This is a genomic window from Tatumella terrea (assembly GCF_039523755.1).
GTDB classification, from domain to species: domain Bacteria; phylum Pseudomonadota; class Gammaproteobacteria; order Enterobacterales; family Enterobacteriaceae; genus Tatumella; species Tatumella terrea.
Window position 1 is genome coordinate 140,112 of the sequence record NZ_BAAAFX010000017.1, and the last position, 20,698, is coordinate 160,809.

Below are 20,698 nucleotides of genomic sequence, written 5' to 3' on the forward strand. Positions count from 1 at the left end.
TTATAAGGAAAGAAAATGAGTAGCTTAGATATTCTCGTTCCCGATTTGCCTGAATCTGTTGCCGATGCCACCGTGGCGACCTGGCACAAGAAACCCGGTGACAGTGTCCTGCGTGATGAGGTGCTGGTTGAGATTGAAACCGACAAAGTCATCCTTGAAGTGCCTGCAGTTGCCGATGGTGTGCTGGACGCGGTACTGGAAGATGAAGGTGCGACCGTCATTTCCCGACAGTTGCTGGGGCGCCTGAAAGAGAGCGATAGCAGCGGCAAAGCATCGGATATTAAAACAGAGGCGAAAGAGTCAACGCCGGCACAACGTCAGAATGCGTCGCTGGAAGAAGAGTCCAATGATGCGCTGAGCCCGGCTATCCGCCGGTTGATCGCTGAACATTCACTGGATCCGGCGAAAATCACTGGCAGTGGAGTCGGGGGACGTCTGACCCGGGAAGACGTCGAAAAACATCTGGCAGCACAACCGAAAGCCGCCGCGTCTCCGGCAGCGGAGTCAGCCGCGGCACCTGCCATAAGCAACCGCAGTGAAAAACGTGTACCGATGACGCGTTTACGTAAGCGTGTGGCTGAACGTCTGCTGGAAGCTAAAAACAGCACCGCCATGCTGACGACATTTAATGAAGTCAACATGAAGCCGATCATGGATCTCCGGAAGCAATATGGCGAAGCGTTTGAGAAGCGCCATGGCGTCCGCCTCGGGTTTATGTCTTTCTACCTGAAAGCCGTTGTGGAAGCGCTAAAACGTTACCCGGAAGTGAATGCCTCTATTGATGGTGATGATGTGGTTTACCACAATTACTTCGATATCAGCATTGCGGTCTCAACACCTCGCGGACTGGTGACACCGGTCCTGAAAGACGTTGACGCCCTGAGCATGGCAGACATTGAGAAGAAAATTAAAGAGCTGGCCGTGAAGGGACGTGATGGCAAGCTGACCGTTGAGGAACTGACCGGCGGGAACTTTACTATCACTAACGGCGGCGTGTTCGGTTCGCTGATGTCGACACCGATCATCAACCCGCCGCAGAGCGCTATTCTCGGTATGCATGCGATTAAAGATCGTCCGATGGCGGTCGGGGGTCAGGTCGTGATCCTGCCAATGATGTATCTGGCGCTTTCCTATGATCACCGTTTAATCGATGGCCGTGAATCCGTCGGATATCTGGTGGCTATCAAAGAGATGCTTGAAGATCCGGCCCGTTTATTACTGGATGTCTGATTTTTCACCAGGCGTACGCAGGTACGCCTGACTTTAATTCTTTTCTGAACTGAATGGATAGCACATCATGAATCTACATGAATATCAGGCTAAACAACTGTTTGCCCGGTACGGCCTGCCTGCACCTGTCGGTTATGCCTGTACCACCCCGCGTGAAGCTGAAGAAGCGGCATCGAAGATCGGTGCAGGTCCCTGGGTAGTGAAATGCCAGGTCCATGCCGGTGGCCGCGGTAAAGCGGGTGGCGTCAAGGTAGTGAAGAGTAAAGAAGAGATCCGTGCCTTTGCTGAGAACTGGTTAGGTAAGTCGCTGGTGACGTATCAGACCGATGAAAACGGTCAGCCGGTTAATCAGATTCTGGTTGAAGCCGCCACAGATATTGCTAACGAGCTCTACCTGGGGGCCGTGGTCGATCGCAGCAGTCGCCGCGTCGTATTTATGGCATCCACCGAAGGTGGCGTGGAAATCGAAAAAGTGGCGGAAGAAAGCCCGCACCTGATTCACAAAATGGCGCTCGATCCGCTGACCGGGCCACAGCCGTATCAGGGGCGTGAACTGGCCTTTAAGCTCGGACTGAAAGGAAAACAGGTCAGTCAGTTTGCCAAAATTTTTATGGGGCTGGCCACGCTGTTCCTGGAACGCGACCTGGCGTTAGTCGAAATTAATCCGCTGGTGATTACCACGACCGATGACCTGATTTGTCTGGATGGCAAACTGAGCATCGACAGTAATGCGCTGTTCCGCCAGCCGGAATTACGCGAGATGCATGACCCAAGTCAGGAAGATGCCAGAGAAGCCCGTGCTGCGCAGTGGGAACTCAATTATGTTGCACTGGACGGAAACATTGGCTGTATGGTCAATGGCGCAGGCCTGGCGATGGGGACCATGGATATCGTTAAACATCATGGTGGCCAGCCGGCGAACTTCCTGGATGTTGGCGGCGGTGCGACCAAAGAGCGTGTGACCGAAGCGTTTAAAATCATTCTCTCTGACGATGCCGTAAAAGCGGTATTTGTGAATATTTTCGGGGGCATTGTCCGTTGCGACCTGATTGCTGACGGCATTATCGGCGCAGTGGCTGAAGTGGGTGTCAATGTGCCGGTGGTGGTGCGTCTGGAAGGTAATAACGCAGAATCTGGCGCCAAAAAACTGGCTGAGAGTGGTTTGAATATTATCGCAGCAACCAGTCTGACTGACGCGGCACAACGCGTGGTTGCAGCGGCGGAGGGCAAATAATGTCAATTCTGATCGATAAAAATACCAAAGTCATCTGCCAGGGATTTACCGGCGGGCAGGGCACCTTCCATTCTGAACAGGCCATCGATTACGGAACACAAATGGTCGGCGGCGTGACGCCGGGCAAGGGCGGGACAACGCACCTCGGGTTGCCGGTCTTTAATACTGTGCGTGAAGCTGTAGAGCAAACCGGTGCCACCGCGTCGGTAATTTATGTGCCGGCGCCGTTCTGTAAAGACAGTATCCTTGAGGCCATTGATGCCGGTATCAAACTGATTATCACCATTACGGAAGGGATCCCGACGCTGGATATGCTGACCGTGAAGGTGAAACTGGATGAAGCGGGTGTCCGGATGATCGGGCCTAACTGCCCGGGCGTCATCACCCCCGGGGAATGTAAAATCGGGATTATGCCGGGCCACATTCATAAGCCAGGTCGTGTCGGCATCGTTTCCCGTTCCGGCACCCTGACCTATGAGGCCGTAAAACAGACCACCGATATCGGTTATGGTCAGTCCACCTGCGTCGGTATCGGGGGCGACCCGATCCCGGGGTCCAGCTTTATTGATATTCTGGGCCTGTTTGAAAAAGACCCGCAGACCGAAGCGATTGTGATGATTGGTGAAATAGGTGGCAGTGCCGAGGAAGAGGCCGCGGCTTATATCAAAGATCATGTCACCAAACCGGTCGTCAGTTATATTGCCGGGGTCACCGCGCCGAAAGGAAAACGAATGGGGCATGCGGGTGCCATTATCGCCGGCGGTAAAGGCACTGCGGATGAAAAATTTGCGGCGCTGGAAGCGGCGGGGGTCAGGACAGTGCATAGTCTGGCCGATATTGGTGATGCCGTGAAATCTGTTTTACCTGCACGATAATAAGTTGCGTATTCCATCTTCCAGCCACCGGTCAGCCGGTGGCTTTTTTTTAGGGGAATTAACCCAGTCGTCTGCAGTCAGTCGCTTAGCTAATCTGAAATATAAGCATGCTATTGTTTATTATTTATATATGGGCTGTAAATTTTTTGTTTTCTGATCCCCCGGGGCAGACTACACTTACGACAAAACGATAAATATGACTTATTCGTTTCCGGCCATGGCCGACGCGCCAGGCCCCTTGTCTGCAATAACGGTCTGTGGCACCCCGGCGACCGGAACAGTCAGATAACCCCTGCCTTGCAGGTTTTTACATATCAAACATCTTCTCGGAAAATAACGATTCAGATCAATAAATGATGACTTATATCTATTTTATCCGCTGGATATAGTTAAGCGTTTAAGATTAAATTGCTCTGTGTCAATTTGGGGTTTTTCTTATTTTTTCTCTTTTTAACCGGAAGTTGAGAATCATCATTTGTTCACAATTCATTAACCATAATGAGATGTGAATAAATGGTTAAAGTCTGAGTTTTATCGGGGAATAGCAAAATACTATTCTGATTAGCGGATCAACTTTTTGCTAAAAGAAAGAAAATATAATTCACCGTGACAATTAACGACTTAGTCACTGAAGTCCTGAAATGATAACCGGACCTGTGAAGAGAGTTTTTTATTATAAGAGCAAGGAGTCAGGATGTTTGATATCGTCGAACTGTCTCGTCTACAGTTTGCCTTGACTGCAATGTACCACTTTCTGTTTGTGCCACTTACGCTCGGTATGGCGTTTTTGCTGGCCGTGATGGAAACGGTTTATGTATTGTCAGGTAAACAAATTTATAAAGATATGACCAAATTCTGGGGAAAACTCTTCGGAATTAACTTTGCCCTCGGTGTGGCCACCGGCCTGACGATGGAGTTCCAGTTCGGGACTAACTGGTCATACTATTCCCACTATGTCGGAGACATTTTCGGGGCTCCGCTGGCTATCGAAGGACTGATGGCATTCTTCCTGGAATCTACCTTTGTCGGTTTATTCTTCTTTGGCTGGGATCGTCTGGGAAAAGTTCAGCACCTGTCGGTGACCTGGCTGGTCGCCCTGGGGTCAAATATGTCCGCCTTATGGATCCTGGTGGCCAATGGCTGGATGCAAAACCCTGTCGCGTCCGTCTTTAACTATGAAACCATGCGTATGGAGATGGTCAGCTTCTCTCAGCTGGTCCTGAATCCGGTGGCGCAGGTGAAATTTGTGCATACCGTGGCGGCAGGTTATACCACCGGGGCGATGTTTATTCTGGGGATCAGCGCGTTTTACATGCTTAAAGGGCGTGATATGGCTTTTGCCAAACGCTCTTTTACCATCGCCGCCAGTTTCGGGATGGCCGCGGTACTGTCCGTGATCCTTCTGGGTGATGAGTCAGGGTATGAGATCGGTGATGTACAGAAAACCAAACTGGCCGCCATCGAGGCAGAATGGGATACTCAGCCGGCTCCGGCCTCATTCACCCTGTTCGGCATCCCCGATCAGGACCAGGAAACCAACCATTATGCTATCCGCATCCCTTATCTGCTTGGATTAATCGCCACCCGCTCCACGGACACGCCGGTGATTGGTCTGAAAGATTTGCTGGCTCAGCACGAGATTCGTATTCGTAACGGGATGAAAGCCTATGCCTTACTGAATGAACTGCGTGACGGCAGTAAAGATCCTGCGGTTATCGCAGCCTTTGATAAGTCGAAGAAAGACCTCGGCTATGGCTTGCTGCTGAAACGCTATACACCTAACGTCACAGATGCAACAGAAGCCCAGATTGAAAAAGCCACCCGGGATTCTATCCCACGTGTCGCGCCACTGTATTTTGCTTTCCGCATCATGGTGCTGTGTGGTGTTCTGTTACTGGCGGTGATTGCGCTTTCCTTCTTCAGCGTGCTGCGTAACCGTGTCGGGAAAAGCCGCTGGCTGATGAAAGCCGCACTGTATGGCATCCCGCTGCCGTGGATTGCTGTGGAAGCCGGCTGGTTTGTGGCGGAATACGGGCGTCAGCCGTGGGCTATCGGTGAAGTGTTACCGACCGCTGTGGCTAACTCATCGCTGACGGCAGGTGACCTGCTGTTCTCAATGGGGCTGATTTGCGGTCTGTATACCTTGTTCCTGATTGCTGAAATGTATCTGATGTTTAAGTTTGCTCGCCTGGGGCCAAGCAGTCTGAAAACCGGTCGTTATCATCATGAACAACTGGCCGCACCGTCGCAGCTGACACATTAATTCAGGGGGCACATATGTTTGATTATGAAGTTCTGCGCTTTGTCTGGTGGCTGCTTATCGGTGTCTTACTGATAGGTTTTGCGGTCACCGACGGGTTTGATATGGGTGTCGGTATGCTGTGCCGTATTATCGGCCGCACGGATACCGAACGCCGCATTATGATAAACAGTATTGCGCCGCACTGGGACGGCAACCAGGTCTGGCTGATCACCGCGGGCGGGGCGCTGTTCGCTGCCTGGCCAACGGTCTATGCAGCCGCTTTCTCCGGTTTCTATATTGCTATGATTCTGGTGCTGGCCTCTCTGTACTTCCGTCCTATCGGCTTTGATTATCGCTCGAAACTGGGTGACAGCCGCTGGCGGGGAATGTGGGACTGGGGGATCTTTATCGGCAGCTTTGTCCCGCCATTAGTTATTGGTGTCGCTTTCGGTAATTTACTGCAGGGTGTGCCTTTCCATATGGATGAGTACCTTCGCCTGTTCTATACCGGTAACTTCTTTATGCTGCTGAATCCTTTTGCCTTACTGGCCGGGATTGTCAGCCTGACGATGATCCTTGCCCAGGGTGCCGCCTATTTACAGATGCGTACAACAGGTGAACTTCACCTGCGTACCCGCCGGGTGACGCAGATTGCGACACTGGTCATGATGGTCTGCTTTATCCTGGCCGGTATCTGGGTCGCCTACGGTATTGAAGGTTATGTACTGAAAAGCGTCATTGACCATCACGCAGCTTCTGACCCGATCGGTAAAGATGTTGTCCGTGAGACGGGTGCCTGGATGGTGAATTTCAGAGAGTCTCCGGTGTTATGGGTATTCCCTGTCCTGGGCGTTGTATTACCGTTACTGACCGTGCTGTTCTCAGGTAAGAACAAGGGTGCGCTGGCATTTATCAGCTCGTCACTGACCATCGCTTGCGTCATTATGACGGCCGGTATTGCGATGTTCCCGTTCATTATGCCTTCGGTGACCAACCCGGGCATGAGCCTGACGATGTGGGATGCCACCTCGAGCCTGCGTACGCTGACGACGATGACATTTGCCGCGATAATCTTCGTACCTATCATTCTGGCCTACACCGCCTGGTGCTATTACAAAATGTATGGTCGTATCACGAAAGAAGATATCGAACGTAACTCTCATTCATTATATTAATCAGGAAGGTCAATTATGTGGTATTTTGCCTGGATCCTCGGCACGCTTCTGGCCTGTTCTTTCGGTGTCATGGCTGCACTGGCCTTTGAGAATGCCAATAAAGATAACGAGAGTGATCCGTCCTGATGGCCGGTATTATTCACCGGATCTATCAGCTGACCGATAAGGGCCCCTTGCGGGCCCTTTCGCTGATCCTCGCGCTGCTGGTGGCCGGATGTGTGATGTGGGACCCGACCCGTTTTTCTGTCGTTCCTCCTCCCTATATCCTGTGGTGGGGACTGGCGCTTATCTGGTCTGTCTGTACCGGCGTCATTCATGGGAGCGGTTTACGCCTGCAAAAAACCTGCTGGCAGGGAATTTTTAGCCCTCTGCTGGCGTGGCTTATTTTGTTCCCTGCGATTATCTGCTATTTTTGTGCGACTCGCTGAGTCAGCTGAAACAGTCATCTTAGGTCCGTCGACCCGGAACTCCCCTGAAAGTCTCCCTTTCAGGGGAGTTTTTTGTGGTCAGCCGGAATCCGGGCGGTCTGCTACGTATTCTGAGTGCGTTAAAAGGTAAAAAAAGTTAAGTGTTTGTCAGGTTGTACACTGAAACCGGTGCAGGTTGTGTCAGAAGGCATAATTATTTTCTCCGCTCAGTGTTGTCCCATTCCAAAGGCGATTTCTCTTGCGTATAGTAGGCTGGTTTAAAATTAATGCCGGGATGCAGAGTGAGTCACTTTCAGTTTCAATGGCCGGTCAGGGTCTACTACGAAGACACCGATGCCGGGGGCGTTGTTTATCACGCCAGCTATATTGCTTTCTATGAACGGGCACGTACCGAAGCATTGCGCCAGTGTGGTTTTACGCAGCAGACGCTGTTAGAACAGCAGGTGGCATTCGTGGTACGGCGTATGACGGTGGACTATATTGCTGCCGCAAAACTTGATGACTTGCTGCACGTTGAGAGCGAAGTCAGCGAGACAGGGCGGGTCACAATGACATTCCGTCAACGTATCGTGAATAGTGAAGGCAAAATTATTAACGAAGCTGAAGTGCTGATTGCCTGTATCAACATACATCGTATGAAGCCAATTGCGCTTCCTAAGTCTATTGTCGCGGAGTTCAAGCAGTGACTGACATGAACATCCTTGATTTGTTCCTGAAGGCGAGCCTTCTGGTCAAATTCATTATGTTGATTTTGATTGTGTTTTCTATCGCCTCCTGGGCCATCATTATTCAACGTACACGCATCCTGAATGCTGCAGGCCGTGAGGCCGAAGCCTTTGAAGATAAGTTCTGGTCTGGTGTGGATCTTTCACGTCTTTATCAGGAAAGTCAGGGGCGCCGCGATGAGCTTAGCGGCTCTGAGCAGATTTTTTATGCAGGCTTTAAAGAATTTGCCAGATTACACCGTGTGAATAACCATGCGCCAGAGGCTGTCGTGGAAGGTGCCAGCCGGGCCATGCGTATCTCGATGAACCGTGAACTGGAAAGTCTGGAAAACCATATTCCTTTCCTGGGAACCGTAGGCTCCATCAGTCCCTATATCGGTCTGTTTGGTACGGTCTGGGGAATTATGCATGCTTTTATCGCCCTGGGCGCCGTCAAGCAGGCAACACTTCAGATGGTTGCTCCCGGAATAGCAGAGGCATTGATTGCTACCGCTATCGGCCTGTTTGCGGCAATCCCGGCAGTGATGGCGTATAACCGTCTGAATCAGCGGGTGAATAAGCTGGAGCAGGGCTACGATAACTTTACCGAAGAGTTTACCGCTATCCTGCATCGCCAGGCATTCACCAGCGATAGTTCTAAGTAAGCAGAGGTTGACTCATGGCCAGAACGCGTGGTCGCGCTCGTCGCGAACTGAAGTCTGAGATAAACATTGTCCCGCTGCTGGATGTACTGTTGGTGCTGCTGCTGATTTTTATGGCCACGGCACCGATTATTACCCAGAGTGTCAATGTCGACCTGCCGGATGCAACAGATTCAAAAACAGTGTCAACGGATGATAATCCGCCGGTCATTGTTGAAGTCTCCGGCGTGGGGCAATACAGCATTGTTGAAGATCATCAGCGACTGGAGCAATTACCTCCGGAACAGATCATCAGTGAAGCACAACGTCGTCTTCAGGAGAATCCTAAGTCGGTGTTTTTAATCGGGGGAGCGAAAGACGTGCCTTATGATGAAATTATCAAAGCACTGAATTTACTCCATCAGGCGGGTGTTAAGTCAGTTGGCCTGATGACGCAGCCGATTTAAGTTTAATCCGTTTTTGGGAACCGAGAGTGTCGAAGGCAACCGAGCAAAACGATAAATTAAAGCGCGCGATTATCATTTCGGTGATTCTGCATATCATATTGATTGCAATACTGATTATAAGCTCGCTGAATGAAAATATCGAAACCAGTGGTGGCGGTGGCGGCAGCGATATCGATGCAGTCATGGTGGACCCGGGGGCGGTGGTTGAACAGTACAACCGCGAGAATGAGCAGCAGAGCGCCAGTCAGCCCTCACAACAGCAACAGCCAAATGCCACACCTTCACAGGACGACGCGAAGGAAGAACAGCAACAGGATGCTGATGCAGATGCGAAAGCCGAACAGGCGAAAGCTGTAGCTGCTGAGGCGCAAGCAAAAGCCGCGCAACAGGCAAAAGCAGCCGCAGAAGCCGCACAAGCGAAAGCCGAGGCTGCAGCACAAGCCCGGGCAGATCAGCAGGCGAAAGCTGCGGCCGCCGAAGCGAAGGCTCAGGCAGACCAGCAGGCGAAAGCCGCTGCCGCCGAAGCGAAGGCTCAGGCAGACCAGCAGGCGAAAGCCGCGGCCGCCGAAGCGAAGGCTCAGGCAGAGCAACAGGCGAAAGCCGCGGCCGCCGAAGCGAAAGCTCAGGCAGAGCAACAGGCGAAAGCCGCTGCTGCCGAAGCGAAGGCTCAGGCAGAGCAACAGGCTAAAGCAGACGCTGCAGCCGCAGCTGCGAAAGCAAAAGCGGAACAGCAGGCGAAAGCTCAGGCGGCTGCCGAAGCTAAAGAAAAGGCGGAACAGCAGGCGAAAGCTCAGGCGGCTGCCGAAGCTAAAGAAAAGGCGGAACAGCAGGCGAAAGCTCAGGCGGCTGCCGAAGCTAAAGAAAAAGCGGAACAGCAGGCGAAAGCTCAGGCGGCTGCTGAAGCTAAAGAAAAGGCGGAACAGCAGGCGAAAGCCAAAGCAGCCGCGGAAGCCAAAGCCAAAGCAGCAGCAGATGCTAAAGCCAAAGCCGCAGCGGAAGCCAAAGCCAAAGCCGCAGCAGATGCTAAAGCTGCCGCCAGAGCCAAAGCGGCTGCAGCAAAAAATTCCAGTGAAGTGGATGATTTACTGGGAGGTTTAGCGTCCGGTAAGAATGCACCTAAATCAGGCAAAAACGCAGGTGCGTCTGCCGCAGGGCAGGGTAACCAGCGTAAATCCGGCGCATCCGGAGCGGCTATCCAGAGCTATATCGGTCAGGTTCAGGGGGCTATCCAGAGTAAGTTTTACGACTCTGATAACTATGCCGGAAAAACCTGTGATGTGCACATTAAGCTGGCTCCTGACGGGTTATTGATCTCAGCAACGCCGGCGGGCGGAGATCCTGCATTGTGTCAGGCCGCGATCACCGCTGCAAGAATGGCGCATATTCCGAAACCGCCAAGCCAGGATGTCTGGCAGGCAGTGAAAGATGCGACACTGGAGTTTAAACCTTAACCGTGTCTCCGGCGTAAGTATCGTCTATGCTAGGTATAGCAGGCGGTACTTACGCCAGACAATTACCGGAATTTATACGAATTATCATGGGCGTGAGTTCAGATAAGGGAGAGAAGATGAAGCAGGCATTTCGTATAACGTTAGGTGTATTTTTACTATTATGGGCGGTGGTTTCGCAGGCCGAAGTCCGCATTGAAATCACCCAGGGGGTAAATACTGCACGTCCTATCGGTGTCGTGCCTTTCCAGTGGACAGGCTCAGGCCCTGCGCCGGCAGATATTGGTGGTATTATTGCCGCAGATTTACGCAACAGTGGTAAATTTAACCCGTTGGATCGTTCACGTTTACCACAGCAGCCAACCACCGCTCAACAGGTTCAGCCTGCCGCGTGGTCTGCGTTAGGTATTGATGCTGTGGTTGTGGGGCAGATCCAGGCGAATGCCGATGGCAGCTATCAGATCTCTTATCAACTGGTCGATACCGCCGGTTCCCCGGGCACCGTCATGTCACAGAACAGTTATAAAGTGACTAAGCAGTGGTTACGCTATGCGGCGCACACAGCCAGCGATGAAGTGTTCCAGAAACTGACCGGCATTAAAGGGGCATTCCGCACACGCATCGCTTACGTGGTTGAGACCAACGGCGGACAGTTCCCGTATGAACTGCGCGTATCCGATTACGATGGTTACAACCAGTTTGTGGTCCATCGGTCACCGGAACCTCTGATGTCACCGGCCTGGTCTGCGGATGGTAATCAGCTGGCTTATGTGTCCTTTGAAACCGGACGTTCAGCACTGGTTGTACAGAACCTGTCGAACAGTTCTATCCGTACTATCGCTGATTTCCCGCGCCATAATGGGGCTCCGGCGTTTTCTCCGGACGGTAAAAAACTGGCATTTGCCTTGTCCAAGACCGGCAGTCTGAACCTGTATGTGATGGACCTGGCGTCCGGACAAATTCGTCAGCTGACCAATGCGCGCTATAACAACACCGAACCGACCTGGTTCCCGGACAGTGAAACACTGGCCTATACGTCGGATCAGGCAGGACGTCCGCAAATTTATAAAATGAATATTAACGGTGGTACTCCGCAACGCATCACCTGGCAGGGTGGTCAGAACCAGGATGCGGATGTTTCATCGGATGGTAAATTTATGGTGATGGTCAGTACCGCAAGCGGTGCACAACATATCACTAAACAGGATCTGGAGACGGGAGCCGTTCAGCAATTAACGGACACGTATCTGGATGAGACGCCAAGTCTTGCACCTAACGGCACAATGGTTATCTATGGCTCGACTGAGGGCTATAACTCCGTATTGCAGTTGGTTTCAACTGACGGGCGTTTCAAAGCGCGTCTTCCGGCGACTGATGGACAGGTATCTTCGCCTGCCTGGTCTCCGTATATGTGATGCATGTGTAAATATGTATGGCAAACAATAATAGGGTGTTGAAATGCAACTGAATAAAATGCTGAAAGGCCTCATGCTGGCCCTGCCTGTACTGGCTGTTGCGGCTTGTAGCTCGCACAAAAATAACAATGACCAAAGTGGCTCAACTACCGGTGCTGATAGCGCTTACGGTAGCGGCCAGAACGGTGGCAATATGTCTTCTGATGAACAAGCGCGTATGCAAATGCAGCAGCTTCAGCAGAATAATATTGTCTACTTTGGCCTGGACAAATATGACATCCAGCCTGAGTATGCAGCAATGCTGGATCAGCACGCGAACTTCCTGCGTAGCAACCCGTCTTACAAAGTGACTATCGAAGGCTTTGCGGACGAACGTGGTACTCCGGAATACAACATCGCCCTGGGCGAACGTCGTGCTAACGCTGTTGAAATGTACCTGCAAGGCAAAGGCGTATCTGCTGACCAGATGTCTATCGTGTCTTACGGTAAAGAAAAACCTGCAGTACTGGGCCACGACGAAGCCGCATGGGCTAAAAACCGTCGCGCCGTACTGGTGTACTAAGAGAGTCATATGATTAGTAACTTCAGACGTCATGCACTGAGTCTGTCGTTACTGATTGGTGTAGCGGCCGTTCCGGCCGCTTTTGCACAGGCGTCAATCAGTAGCGTTGGCTCTGGCTCGGTAGAAGACCGGGTCACCACCCTCGAACGTATTTCCAATGCACAGTCACAACTTATGCAGCAGTTGCAGCAGCAGCTGAATGATACCCAAAGTGATATTGACTCTCTGCGTGGACAGATTCAGGAAAACAGTTATCAGCTCAACCAGGTGGTTGAACGGCAGAAACAGATCTATCAGCAGATAGATGCGCTGAGCAGCAATAATACCTCTCAGGCGACCCCCGCAAATACTGACAGTGCTGGCTCTACGGCGACGTCTGCACCCGCCAGTGCTCCGGCAGCGGCTGCCAGCCCGGCCGCACAGTCAGGAGATGAAAACTCCGACTACAATGCCGCCATTGACCTTATTCTGAAACAGAAGAAGTTTGATCAGGCAATCTCTGCATTGCAGACGTGGGTAAAAAAATATCCTGACTCAACGTACCAGCCGAATGCCAATTACTGGCTGGGGCAGTTGTATTACAACAAAGGTCAGCTGGACGATTCTGCGTACTATTTCGCGACCGTGGTCAAAAATTACCCTAAATCACCTAAAGCCCCGGAAGCCTTATTTAAGGTCGGTGTTGTGATGCAGGATAAAAAAGATACCGCGAAAGCGAAGGCTGTATTTGAACAGGTGACGAAACTTTACCCCGGCACAGTATCGGCCAGGGATGCAAAAAAACGACTGGCAGCCGTTCAGTAACTAGCGGATCCACCCGTAATCGTGCGATTTATGGGCGTAGCGGGTGAAAGCTAAGCAACCAGTCAGTTATTTTTCAAATAAGAGTTGCGCTACCCAGTTAAATCAGTAATATATGCCGCCGTTGCCGGGTGATAAGCGATATGCATTCGGTGGCGGTAAAAGAGGGTCGTTAGCTCAGTTGGTAGAGCAGTTGACTTTTAATCAATTGGTCGCAGGTTCGAATCCTGCACGACCCACCATCTTTCTGTTGTGAAGGGTGGGGGTGATAACCTCTTTTATTTGTTTTGTGGCTGACGGGTCGTTAGCTCAGTTGGTAGAGCAGTTGACTTTTAATCAATTGGTCGCAGGTTCGAATCCTGCACGACCCACCATTCATCTGATGAATACATCGACACAAAGCAACCCGCGAGGGGTCGTTAGCTCAGTTGGTAGAGCAGTTGACTTTTAATCAATTGGTCGCAGGTTCGAATCCTGCACGACCCACCACTCTTTAAGCGATAACTTAAAGAACCTCTCGGAGAAAGATTCGCTAAGGGAATATCCCGCGAGGGGTCGTTAGCTCAGTTGGTAGAGCAGTTGACTTTTAATCAATTGGTCGCAGGTTCGAATCCTGCACGACCCACCAATTTCAGGAAAAAGCCCCCTCAGGGGGCTTTTTTCGTTTCTGCCCCCGGGGATCCTACCGGTCATTCAGCTGGCGGGTCTTGCGCTGCGATCTGTGGCCGCCGCAGAGCCGGCATCCGTTTCTGCAACTCATATTCTCTCTGCAAAGCACACTGTCCCTCAACGGCAGGTTCAGCGGGGTATTACGGGTATAATCGCGCAGGCTCGGGCGTTTCTGTGGTGACAGCACGCTGCTCTCCGGCCGGAACAGAATCTAATACACAGGCAAATTCCCCGGCCCGGAAAATCCTCTCTCAGGAGGGGGCCTGCTTTTCACGCTGAATCTCTTCGCGCTGTCGTGAAAATATCTGCCGGAAATCCGGGGGGAGTCGGGATAATGCGGAACCCGTACGGGTCACCGGCCTGTTTCTGCCAGCCTCCCTGTCGCTCAGGGGCCGCTAAGTCCGCGAATGAGTCTCTCCGTTAAGACTGTCCTCCGTGGCCGGGTATCTGCTGGCGGTCCTCCCTGTTATGGGCACTGTACAGATACCCTGCGGTCAGCAGGAAGGGGAGCACAGGGCCGGGAGTCCGTCCCTGCCTGACAACCCGTCGCCTGTGGAGAGAGGCTCTTTCGCCTCCGTCGCCGGAGCTGCGTTTATGGCTTTGCCGTCGCTTTCTTATTTTCTTCCGCCTGCCAGAGCAGCATGACGGCATAACTCCGCCAGGGGCTCCAGACCCGCGAGCGTTGTTCTGCAGCGCGCGGTGTCAGTCCGCCGAGGGCTTTACGCAGCGCAATGTCTTCTTTAGGAAACGCATCTGTCAGCGAAAAGGCCCGCATCGCAATATATTGTGCCGTCCAGGGGCCAATGCCGGGTAATTCAGTCAGCAGTTGCGGCCCCCGGGATTGTGGATCGTGTTGCAGTTCTCTGAACAGGCCGTTCCGGGTGGCATCCGCCAGCGCCAGAATCGCGTTGATGCGGCTTCCCACGATCCCCAGAGAGCCGATATCGTCCGCGGTCGCTCCGGTAAAATCCTCTGCTGTCGGCGCGAGGCGGCTTAGCTCAGGGAAGGGGGTAACCACCGGCTGTCCGAACCGGGCCGCCAGCCGCTGACTCAGTGTCGTCGCTGCCGCGACGGTGACCTGTTGCCCGAGGATAGCCCTGACTGCCAGTTCAAACGGGTCAAAGCAACCAGGCACCCGCAGACCGGGGCTTTTCAGAACCAATGGCGCCAGCAGAGGATCCCGGGACAAATGATCGGCTATCTGGTCCGGCCTCGCACTCAAATCAAAAAGTTGCCGCAACCGCTGCAATAACACCGGTAACACGGGGGTCAGTGAGTGGCTGAATTCTACCCTCAGACAATGTTGCCGGGGATCATCCCCCACGCGGATCCACCCCCGGCACTGGCCAATCGCCAGGGTGCGCAGGTAATACTCACCGTCTATCCACTCAACCTCTTTAATACTGCGCCTGGCGAGAAAACGGAGCAGGGCAGACCATGCAAAAGGCGGCCGATAAGATAACCGGACTTTTTCCGTCTGATGTTGCTGCGGGTCAGGCAGGGCAGGCAGACTTTTTCTGAAGGCTGTCGGGGCCAGATGATAATGTGTCACAAACGCGGAATTGAACTGACGGATACTGCCGAAGCCACTGCTAAATGCAATGGACGTCACCGGCAACCGGGTCTCGGTCAGCAATTGGCGGGCAAGTTTTAGTCGCCGGCTCTGACGTAACTCCTGCGGGCTTATCCCCAGTTGCTGATGCAGAATACGCCTGAACTGACGTTCACTGAGCGAAAAGCGTCTGGCTATTTCCGGCAGATGACTGTCGCTATCCAGCAGACCGGCTTCAATAGCATCAATGAATTGCTGGCAGAGTGAAGCCGCCTGGTCTATCGGTGCGTTGCCGGGGGCGAGCTCCGGCCGGCATCTCAGGCAGGGCCGGTAGCCGGCTTTTTCAGCCTGTTCAGCATAGCGAAAAAAATGACAATTTTTACGTAAGGGCTTACGCGCCGGGCAGACCGGCCGGCAGTAAATGCCGGTTGTCCGTACGGCGACATAAAATAGTCCATCAAACCGGCTGTCCCGGCTGACCATCGCCTGATAAGCACTCTCTTCATCATTCATGGTTCTCTCCTGTTCAGGCGCTCAGCGTATAAGTATAACGCCTGACTGGCTGGCGGTTTCCGGACAGGGAAACTAAATAATCCGCTGTCCGAAAACCGCCGGTGACCCGGCGCGAACGTGGCATAATGTTCAGCATCGTGCAGCGCAGGGAGATGTTATATGTACTATTACAGATTATTGCTGACACCGGTCGGTGAACTGACCCTGATTGCCGGGGAGCAGGGGCTGGCCGCTGTGGCCTGGGAAAATGAACGCCCTTCACGCATCCGGGCATTTCCTGAATTACGGGTCACGGATCATCCGGTGCTGGAACGGGCAGCACAACAGTTAACAGAATATTTTGACAGCCAGCGACAAACCTTTGATTTACCGCTACAGTTTGAAGGCACACCTTTCCAGTGCGAGGTATGGCAGGCATTGAGAGAAATTCCCTACGGTGAAACGCGGAGTTATCGTGAGATAGCCGGGCGTATCCATCGCCCGAAAGCCATGCGGGCGGTCGGCGCAGCCAATGGCAGAAATCCGCTATCGGTGATCGTTCCCTGTCACCGGGTCATTGGTGCCAACGGGAGTCTGACCGGTTTTGCCGGCGGACTGGAGGTTAAGCAGCAATTACTCTCGCTCGAGGCGAAGAATTACCTGACGGACGTCAGTTAATTCAGGAGATTCATTCCCGGGGCGGTGTTTAATTTATAAAACAAAACTGTGTTATCAGTAAATATTGTGGCATTATCCGGTTTCTTGGTTTTTTATAGTAAACAATCGGCGTCCGGCGTCACCCGGAGGAGAGAGGATGGATTTTTTCAGTATTAACCATTTGCTGGTTCATATTCCTATCGGCCGGGGAGGGTATAACCTCTCCTGGATTGAAGCGATAGGAACGCTCTGCGGTTTACTTTGTATCTGGCTGGCCAGTAAAGAAAAAATTATTAATTATCTTTTTGGCCTGATCAACGTCACTTTGTTTGCACTGATTTTCTTCCAGATCCAACTCTATTCCAGCCTGTTGCTGCAGATCTTCTTTTTCCTGGCCAATATTTATGGCTGGTATGCCTGGACCCGCCATGCGGCCGGCAGCGATCCCACCTTATCTGTCCGCTGGATGTCACGCCGACAGACACTGGTCTGGCTGGTCGTTGTGGTGATTGCTATCGGCTTACTGACCCGCTTTATTGACCCCGTTTTCGGCGCTCTGTCTGCCACCATGGTTAAGTTGCTTCAGCTGGCCGGTTTCAGTGTGTCGGTACCCCCGTTACAGCCGGACGCCTATCCGTTCTGGGATGCCTGCATGACCGTTCTGTCGGTGGTTGCGATGGTATTGATGACCCGTAAGTATGTGGAAAACTGGCTGCTATGGGTGGTGATCAATCTTATCAGTATCGGTGTCTTTGCCCTGCAAGGGGTGTATGCGATGTCTCTGGAGTATGTCGTACTGACCTTTATTGCTTTAAATGGTTGCCGTTTATGGATAGCCAGTGCGCGGGAACATCATTCCCGCGCGCTCAGCCGCCCTTAATGATGTAACGATCCCTCATAGTCCCGGGAGTGGTGGTGATCATCATTCCCGGACTCCGCTTCGGTGCCTAACTGACATTCCGGCTGCGTACATTCCTGATATTCCAGCTGTACCGTCGCATGGGTGATTGAATAATTTTCTTTAAGCCAGTTATGGATACGGCCGAGTAATGCATCCTGCTGGTAATTCGGGATAACTCTGGCATGCAGCGTCAGAAGCGTTTTTTCGCCCACCTGCCAGAGATGGACGTGATGCACATTACGTATTTCCGCAATATTCAGCGTCAGCTGCCGGCTGAGTTTATCAATATCAATGCTGGCCGGGGCATGTTCCAGCAGTTCACGCAGACTGTCGCGTATCAGTTGCCTGGCGCTATTCAGCACCAGCAGGGATACCAGAATCGACAAAATCGGATCAAAGGGTGTCCATCCGGTCCATAAGATCAGTAAGGCGGCAACAATCGCCCCGGCAGAGCCGAGCAGATCACCCAGCACATGCAGTGCCGCGGCCCGGACATTAAGATTTTCTTTTCCCTGCCCCTGCTTCAGAAGATAAAAACAGAGAATATTTGCCAGTAATCCGGCCACGGCAATCCCCAGCATCAGCCCGCCGGCCACCGGTTGCGGGGAGCGAAAGCGCAGCAGAGCTTCCCAGACAATCAGTAGAATGATCACCAGTAACGCGAGGGCATTAACAAAGGCCGCGACGGTAGTCAGCCTCAGTAAGCCAAAAGTCTGATGTTTTTCCGGAGTGCGCTGTGAGAAGTGGGTCGCCAGTAATGCCAGTAATAAGGCGCCGGCATCGGTCAGCATATGTCCGGCATCGGCCAGTAAGGCCAGAGAGCCTGAAAGCCAGCCGCCAATGACTTCCACCAGCATAAACAGCGTGGTGACGATAAAAGCGGCCAGTAACCGGGAGCGGTTAACACTGGCAGGGGCGTGCTGATGTGAATGAGCCATAGGAAAAATTCATCCTGGTGGTGGTTATTGTTACCCTGTCCGGCCCTGAAGACTCGCCAGACAGCCTGTAATAAGATGTTATCAGTATGGCATAGGTTGCCCGGACCGGGTGGCGGTGGCAGGGCCATCCGGGGGGGTGTTTAACACCTGTGAGTGGTTTAACAGTCAATCTTCTTTAAAGTGAGCAGAATAGCAAGGTTAAAGCTAATTTACTCTGACCGCGCTGCAGGCTAAAGTGATAGGGATTTTCTACATTCATTTTTTTTGGAACCGTTATGAACTACCAGAATGACGATTTAAGGATTCGGGAGATTAAAGAACTGCTCCCGCCAATAGCATTGCTGGAAAAGTATCCGGCCTCTGACGCGGCGGCGGCGACGGTTTTTGAATGCCGTCAGGCCATCCAAAAGATTCTGCAGGGAACGGATGATCGCTTGCTTGTGGTGATCGGTCCTTGTTCAATCCATGACCCGCAGGCGGCTCTGGAATATGCCGGTAAATTACGAAAGTTGCGCCAGCAACTGTCGGGTGAACTGGAAATTGTTATGCGTGTCTATTTTGAAAAACCCCGCACCACCGTTGGCTGGAAAGGATTGATCAATGATCCGCAAATGGATGGCAGCTTCCGGATTAATGAGGGTCTGAGAATTGCCCGTAAACTGTTATCAGACATTAATGATACGGGCTTGCCGGCCGCCGGTGAATTTCTGGATATGATCACCCCGCAATATCTGGCAGATCTGATGAGCTGGGGGGCTATCGGTGCCCGCACCACCGAATCACAGGTGCATCGTGAGCTGGCGTCCGGACTGTCCTGCCCGGTCGGGTTTAAAAACGGTACCGACGGTACGATTAAAGTCGCTATCGATGCGATTAATGCCGCCGCTGCGGGGCACTGCTTCCTGTCAGTGACTAAATATGGCCATTCAGCGATCGTCGAAACCTCCGGAAACCAGGACTGCCATATTATCCTGCGTGGCGGTAAAGCACCGAACTACCAGGCGTCTGATGTGGCAGAGGTCCGTGAGGGATTAGTCCGCGCCGGTCTGGATCCAAAGATCATGATCGATTTCAGCCACGCCAATAGCTCTAAGCAGTATCAGAAACAACTGGAAGTGGCGACGGATGTTGCCGGACAAATTGCTGGCGGGGATCAGAGCATTATGGGCGTGATGATCGAAAGTCATCTGGTGGAAGGGAATCAGAGCCCGGAGGCCGGAACACTGGTGTATGGCCAGAGTGTCACCGATGCCTGCATCGGATGGGAGGCTACCGAACAGGTGTTACAGCAGCTTGCACAAGCGGTTCGTACCCGTCGCGCAGAGTAATGCCGGGTTAAAAAAACGGCCGGAGCATCCGGCCGTTTTATCAGAACCTGCAGAGGCCTGAGAAATTATTTTGCTTTACCCTGATTAGCCACCGCCGCGGCTTTCGCTGCGATTTCATCGGCATCACCCAGATAGTAACGTTTCAGTGGTTTAAAGTTTTCATCAAACTCATACACCAGAGGAACACCGGTCGGGATATTCAGCTCCAGAATTTCATCTTCAGACATTTTATCCAGATATTTGATCAACGCGCGCAGAGAGTTACCGTGTGCGGCGATAATCACCTTCTCTCCGGTTTTCAGGCGCGGCAGAATAGCGTCTTCCCAGAACGGGATCACACGTTCAATGGTCAGTGCCAGGCTTTCTGTGGTCGGGAGTTGCTCCTCGGTCAGGGAAGCATAACGCGGGTCATGGCCCGGGAAACGTTCATCGCTGCGCTCCAGCTCCGGCGGAGTCACAGCAAAACCACGGCGCCATTGTTTTACCTGCTCATCACCGTATTTTTCGGCGGTTTCCGCTTTATTCAGCCCCTGTAAGGCACCGTAATGACGCTCATTGAGACGCCATGATTTTTCAACCGGCAGCCAGACCTGGTCGAGTTCGTCGAGAACACTCCACAGCGTGTGGATCGCACGCTTAAGCACAGAGGTATAGGCGAAGTCGAAACTGAAACCTTCTTTCTTCAGTAATTTACCTGCGGCCTTTGCTTCTTCGCGGCCTTTATCAGACAGGTCCACATCGTACCAACCGGTAAAGCGGTTTTCCTGATTCCACTGACTTTCGCCGTGGCGTACCAGAACAAGCTTAGTTACTGCCATCGCTTAACTCCTTAATGCTTTTAACGTTCTATGATTATGGAAACTGTGTCTGTGCCGGAGACAGGCCGGACAATAGGACTTTACCATAGCGGAAAACAACGGCCGGTGTAAGTCCGGAGCG

The 20,698-nt window shown here is 52.4% G+C and carries 20 protein-coding genes and 4 tRNA genes; 21 read left to right on the forward strand and 3 right to left on the reverse strand.

Annotated elements, in window-relative coordinates:
- Positions 1–15 precede the first annotated feature (15 nt).
- From odhB to ABD035_RS12775, 18 genes are all read left to right on the forward strand, one after another.
- Positions 16–1,230 carry a 2-oxoglutarate dehydrogenase complex dihydrolipoyllysine-residue succinyltransferase gene (gene odhB, locus ABD035_RS12690; RefSeq protein WP_212714849.1) on the forward strand — a complete coding sequence of 405 codons (1,215 nt, stop codon included), beginning with the start codon at positions 16–18 and terminating at the stop codon, positions 1,228–1,230.
- Between the two features lie 67 nt (positions 1,231–1,297).
- Entirely contained in the window at positions 1,298–2,464 is a 1,167-nt protein-coding gene (sucC, locus tag ABD035_RS12695) for an ADP-forming succinate--CoA ligase subunit beta (protein WP_212714848.1), read from the forward strand.
- On the forward strand, positions 2,464–3,339 hold the full coding sequence (gene sucD, locus ABD035_RS12700) for a succinate--CoA ligase subunit alpha (protein ID WP_343870633.1): 876 nt from the start codon (positions 2,464–2,466) through the stop codon (positions 3,337–3,339). Before sucC ends, sucD begins: the two co-directional genes overlap by 1 nt.
- 694 nt (positions 3,340–4,033) lie before the next feature.
- On the forward strand, positions 4,034–5,602 hold the full coding sequence (gene cydA, locus ABD035_RS12705) for a cytochrome ubiquinol oxidase subunit I (protein WP_212714846.1): 1,569 nt from the start codon (positions 4,034–4,036) through the stop codon (positions 5,600–5,602).
- 14 nt (positions 5,603–5,616) lie between these two features.
- Entirely contained in the window at positions 5,617–6,756 is a 1,140-nt protein-coding gene (gene cydB / locus ABD035_RS12710) for a cytochrome d ubiquinol oxidase subunit II (RefSeq protein WP_343870635.1), read from the forward strand.
- A 15-nt stretch (positions 6,757–6,771) separates the two neighbouring features.
- The gene (cydX, locus tag ABD035_RS12715) at positions 6,772–6,882 is read left to right on the forward strand and encodes a cytochrome bd-I oxidase subunit CydX (RefSeq protein WP_212714844.1); all 111 of its coding nucleotides are present in this window, start codon (positions 6,772–6,774) and stop codon (positions 6,880–6,882) included.
- Entirely contained in the window at positions 6,882–7,184 is a 303-nt protein-coding gene (gene ybgE / locus ABD035_RS12720; RefSeq protein WP_343870636.1) for a cyd operon protein YbgE, read from the forward strand. Before cydX ends, ybgE begins: the two co-directional genes overlap by 1 nt.
- Before the next feature lie 266 nt (positions 7,185–7,450).
- Positions 7,451–7,870, forward strand: coding sequence for a tol-pal system-associated acyl-CoA thioesterase (gene ybgC, locus ABD035_RS12725; RefSeq protein WP_212714842.1), 420 nt, complete (start codon positions 7,451–7,453; stop codon positions 7,868–7,870).
- Entirely contained in the window at positions 7,867–8,553 is a 687-nt protein-coding gene (gene tolQ / locus ABD035_RS12730) for a Tol-Pal system protein TolQ (protein WP_212714841.1), read from the forward strand. Before ybgC ends, tolQ begins: the two co-directional genes overlap by 4 nt.
- Positions 8,554–8,567: 14 nt before the next feature.
- A complete protein-coding gene (gene tolR / locus ABD035_RS12735) occupies positions 8,568–8,996 on the forward strand; it encodes a colicin uptake protein TolR (protein WP_212714840.1) in 429 nt (142 codons plus the stop codon).
- Positions 8,997–9,022: 26 nt separating this feature from the next.
- Positions 9,023–10,447, forward strand: a complete 1,425-nt coding sequence (gene tolA, locus ABD035_RS12740; protein WP_343870639.1) for a cell envelope integrity protein TolA — start codon at positions 9,023–9,025, stop codon at positions 10,445–10,447.
- A gap of 116 nt (positions 10,448–10,563) precedes the next feature.
- Positions 10,564–11,859, forward strand: a complete 1,296-nt coding sequence (gene tolB / locus ABD035_RS12745; protein ID WP_343870692.1) for a Tol-Pal system beta propeller repeat protein TolB — start codon at positions 10,564–10,566, stop codon at positions 11,857–11,859.
- Between the two features lie 43 nt (positions 11,860–11,902).
- On the forward strand, positions 11,903–12,421 hold the full coding sequence (gene pal, locus ABD035_RS12750; RefSeq protein ID WP_212714838.1) for a peptidoglycan-associated lipoprotein Pal: 519 nt from the start codon (positions 11,903–11,905) through the stop codon (positions 12,419–12,421).
- 9 nt (positions 12,422–12,430) lie between these two features.
- Positions 12,431–13,225 (forward strand): cell division protein CpoB, encoded by a 795-nt coding sequence (gene cpoB, locus ABD035_RS12755; protein ID WP_212714837.1) that lies wholly within the window; start codon positions 12,431–12,433, stop codon positions 13,223–13,225.
- 163 nt (positions 13,226–13,388) lie between these two features.
- Positions 13,389–13,464 (forward strand) — tRNA-Lys (locus ABD035_RS12760).
- Between the two features lie 56 nt (positions 13,465–13,520).
- A tRNA-Lys gene (locus tag ABD035_RS12765) sits at positions 13,521–13,596 on the forward strand.
- Positions 13,597–13,635: 39 nt separating this feature from the next.
- Positions 13,636–13,711, forward strand: a tRNA-Lys gene (locus ABD035_RS12770).
- 63 nt (positions 13,712–13,774) lie between these two features.
- Positions 13,775–13,850, forward strand: a tRNA-Lys gene (locus ABD035_RS12775).
- Between the two features lie 633 nt (positions 13,851–14,483).
- Here ABD035_RS12775 and ABD035_RS12780 read toward each other — a convergent pair.
- The gene (locus ABD035_RS12780; protein WP_343870640.1) at positions 14,484–15,956 is read right to left on the reverse strand and encodes an AlkA N-terminal domain-containing protein; all 1,473 of its coding nucleotides are present in this window, start codon (positions 15,954–15,956) and stop codon (positions 14,484–14,486) included.
- Between the two features lie 159 nt (positions 15,957–16,115).
- On the opposite strand from ABD035_RS12780, the gene ABD035_RS12785 reads away from it, so the two are divergent.
- Together ABD035_RS12785 and pnuC are read left to right on the forward strand one after the other, a co-directional pair.
- Positions 16,116–16,613 (forward strand): methylated-DNA--[protein]-cysteine S-methyltransferase, encoded by a 498-nt coding sequence (locus ABD035_RS12785; RefSeq protein ID WP_343870641.1) that lies wholly within the window; start codon positions 16,116–16,118, stop codon positions 16,611–16,613.
- A gap of 136 nt (positions 16,614–16,749) precedes the next feature.
- Entirely contained in the window at positions 16,750–17,472 is a 723-nt protein-coding gene (pnuC, locus tag ABD035_RS12790) for a nicotinamide riboside transporter PnuC (protein WP_212713931.1), read from the forward strand.
- Here the strand turns inward: pnuC and zitB are convergent.
- Complete coding sequence (gene zitB / locus ABD035_RS12795) at positions 17,469–18,431, reverse strand: CDF family zinc transporter ZitB (protein WP_212713930.1); 963 nt, start codon at positions 18,429–18,431, stop codon at positions 17,469–17,471. The two genes, pnuC and zitB, sit on opposite strands and share 4 nt — an antisense overlap.
- 275 nt (positions 18,432–18,706) lie before the next feature.
- On the opposite strand from zitB, the gene aroG reads away from it, so the two are divergent.
- Positions 18,707–19,759, forward strand: a complete 1,053-nt coding sequence (gene aroG, locus ABD035_RS12800; RefSeq protein ID WP_343870642.1) for a 3-deoxy-7-phosphoheptulonate synthase AroG — start codon at positions 18,707–18,709, stop codon at positions 19,757–19,759.
- A 65-nt stretch (positions 19,760–19,824) separates the two neighbouring features.
- Here the strand turns inward: aroG and gpmA are convergent, their stop codons facing one another.
- Positions 19,825–20,577 carry a 2,3-diphosphoglycerate-dependent phosphoglycerate mutase gene (gpmA, locus tag ABD035_RS12805; protein WP_212713928.1) on the reverse strand — a complete coding sequence of 251 codons (753 nt, stop codon included), beginning with the start codon at positions 20,575–20,577 and terminating at the stop codon, positions 19,825–19,827.
- Positions 20,578–20,698 lie beyond the last annotated feature (121 nt).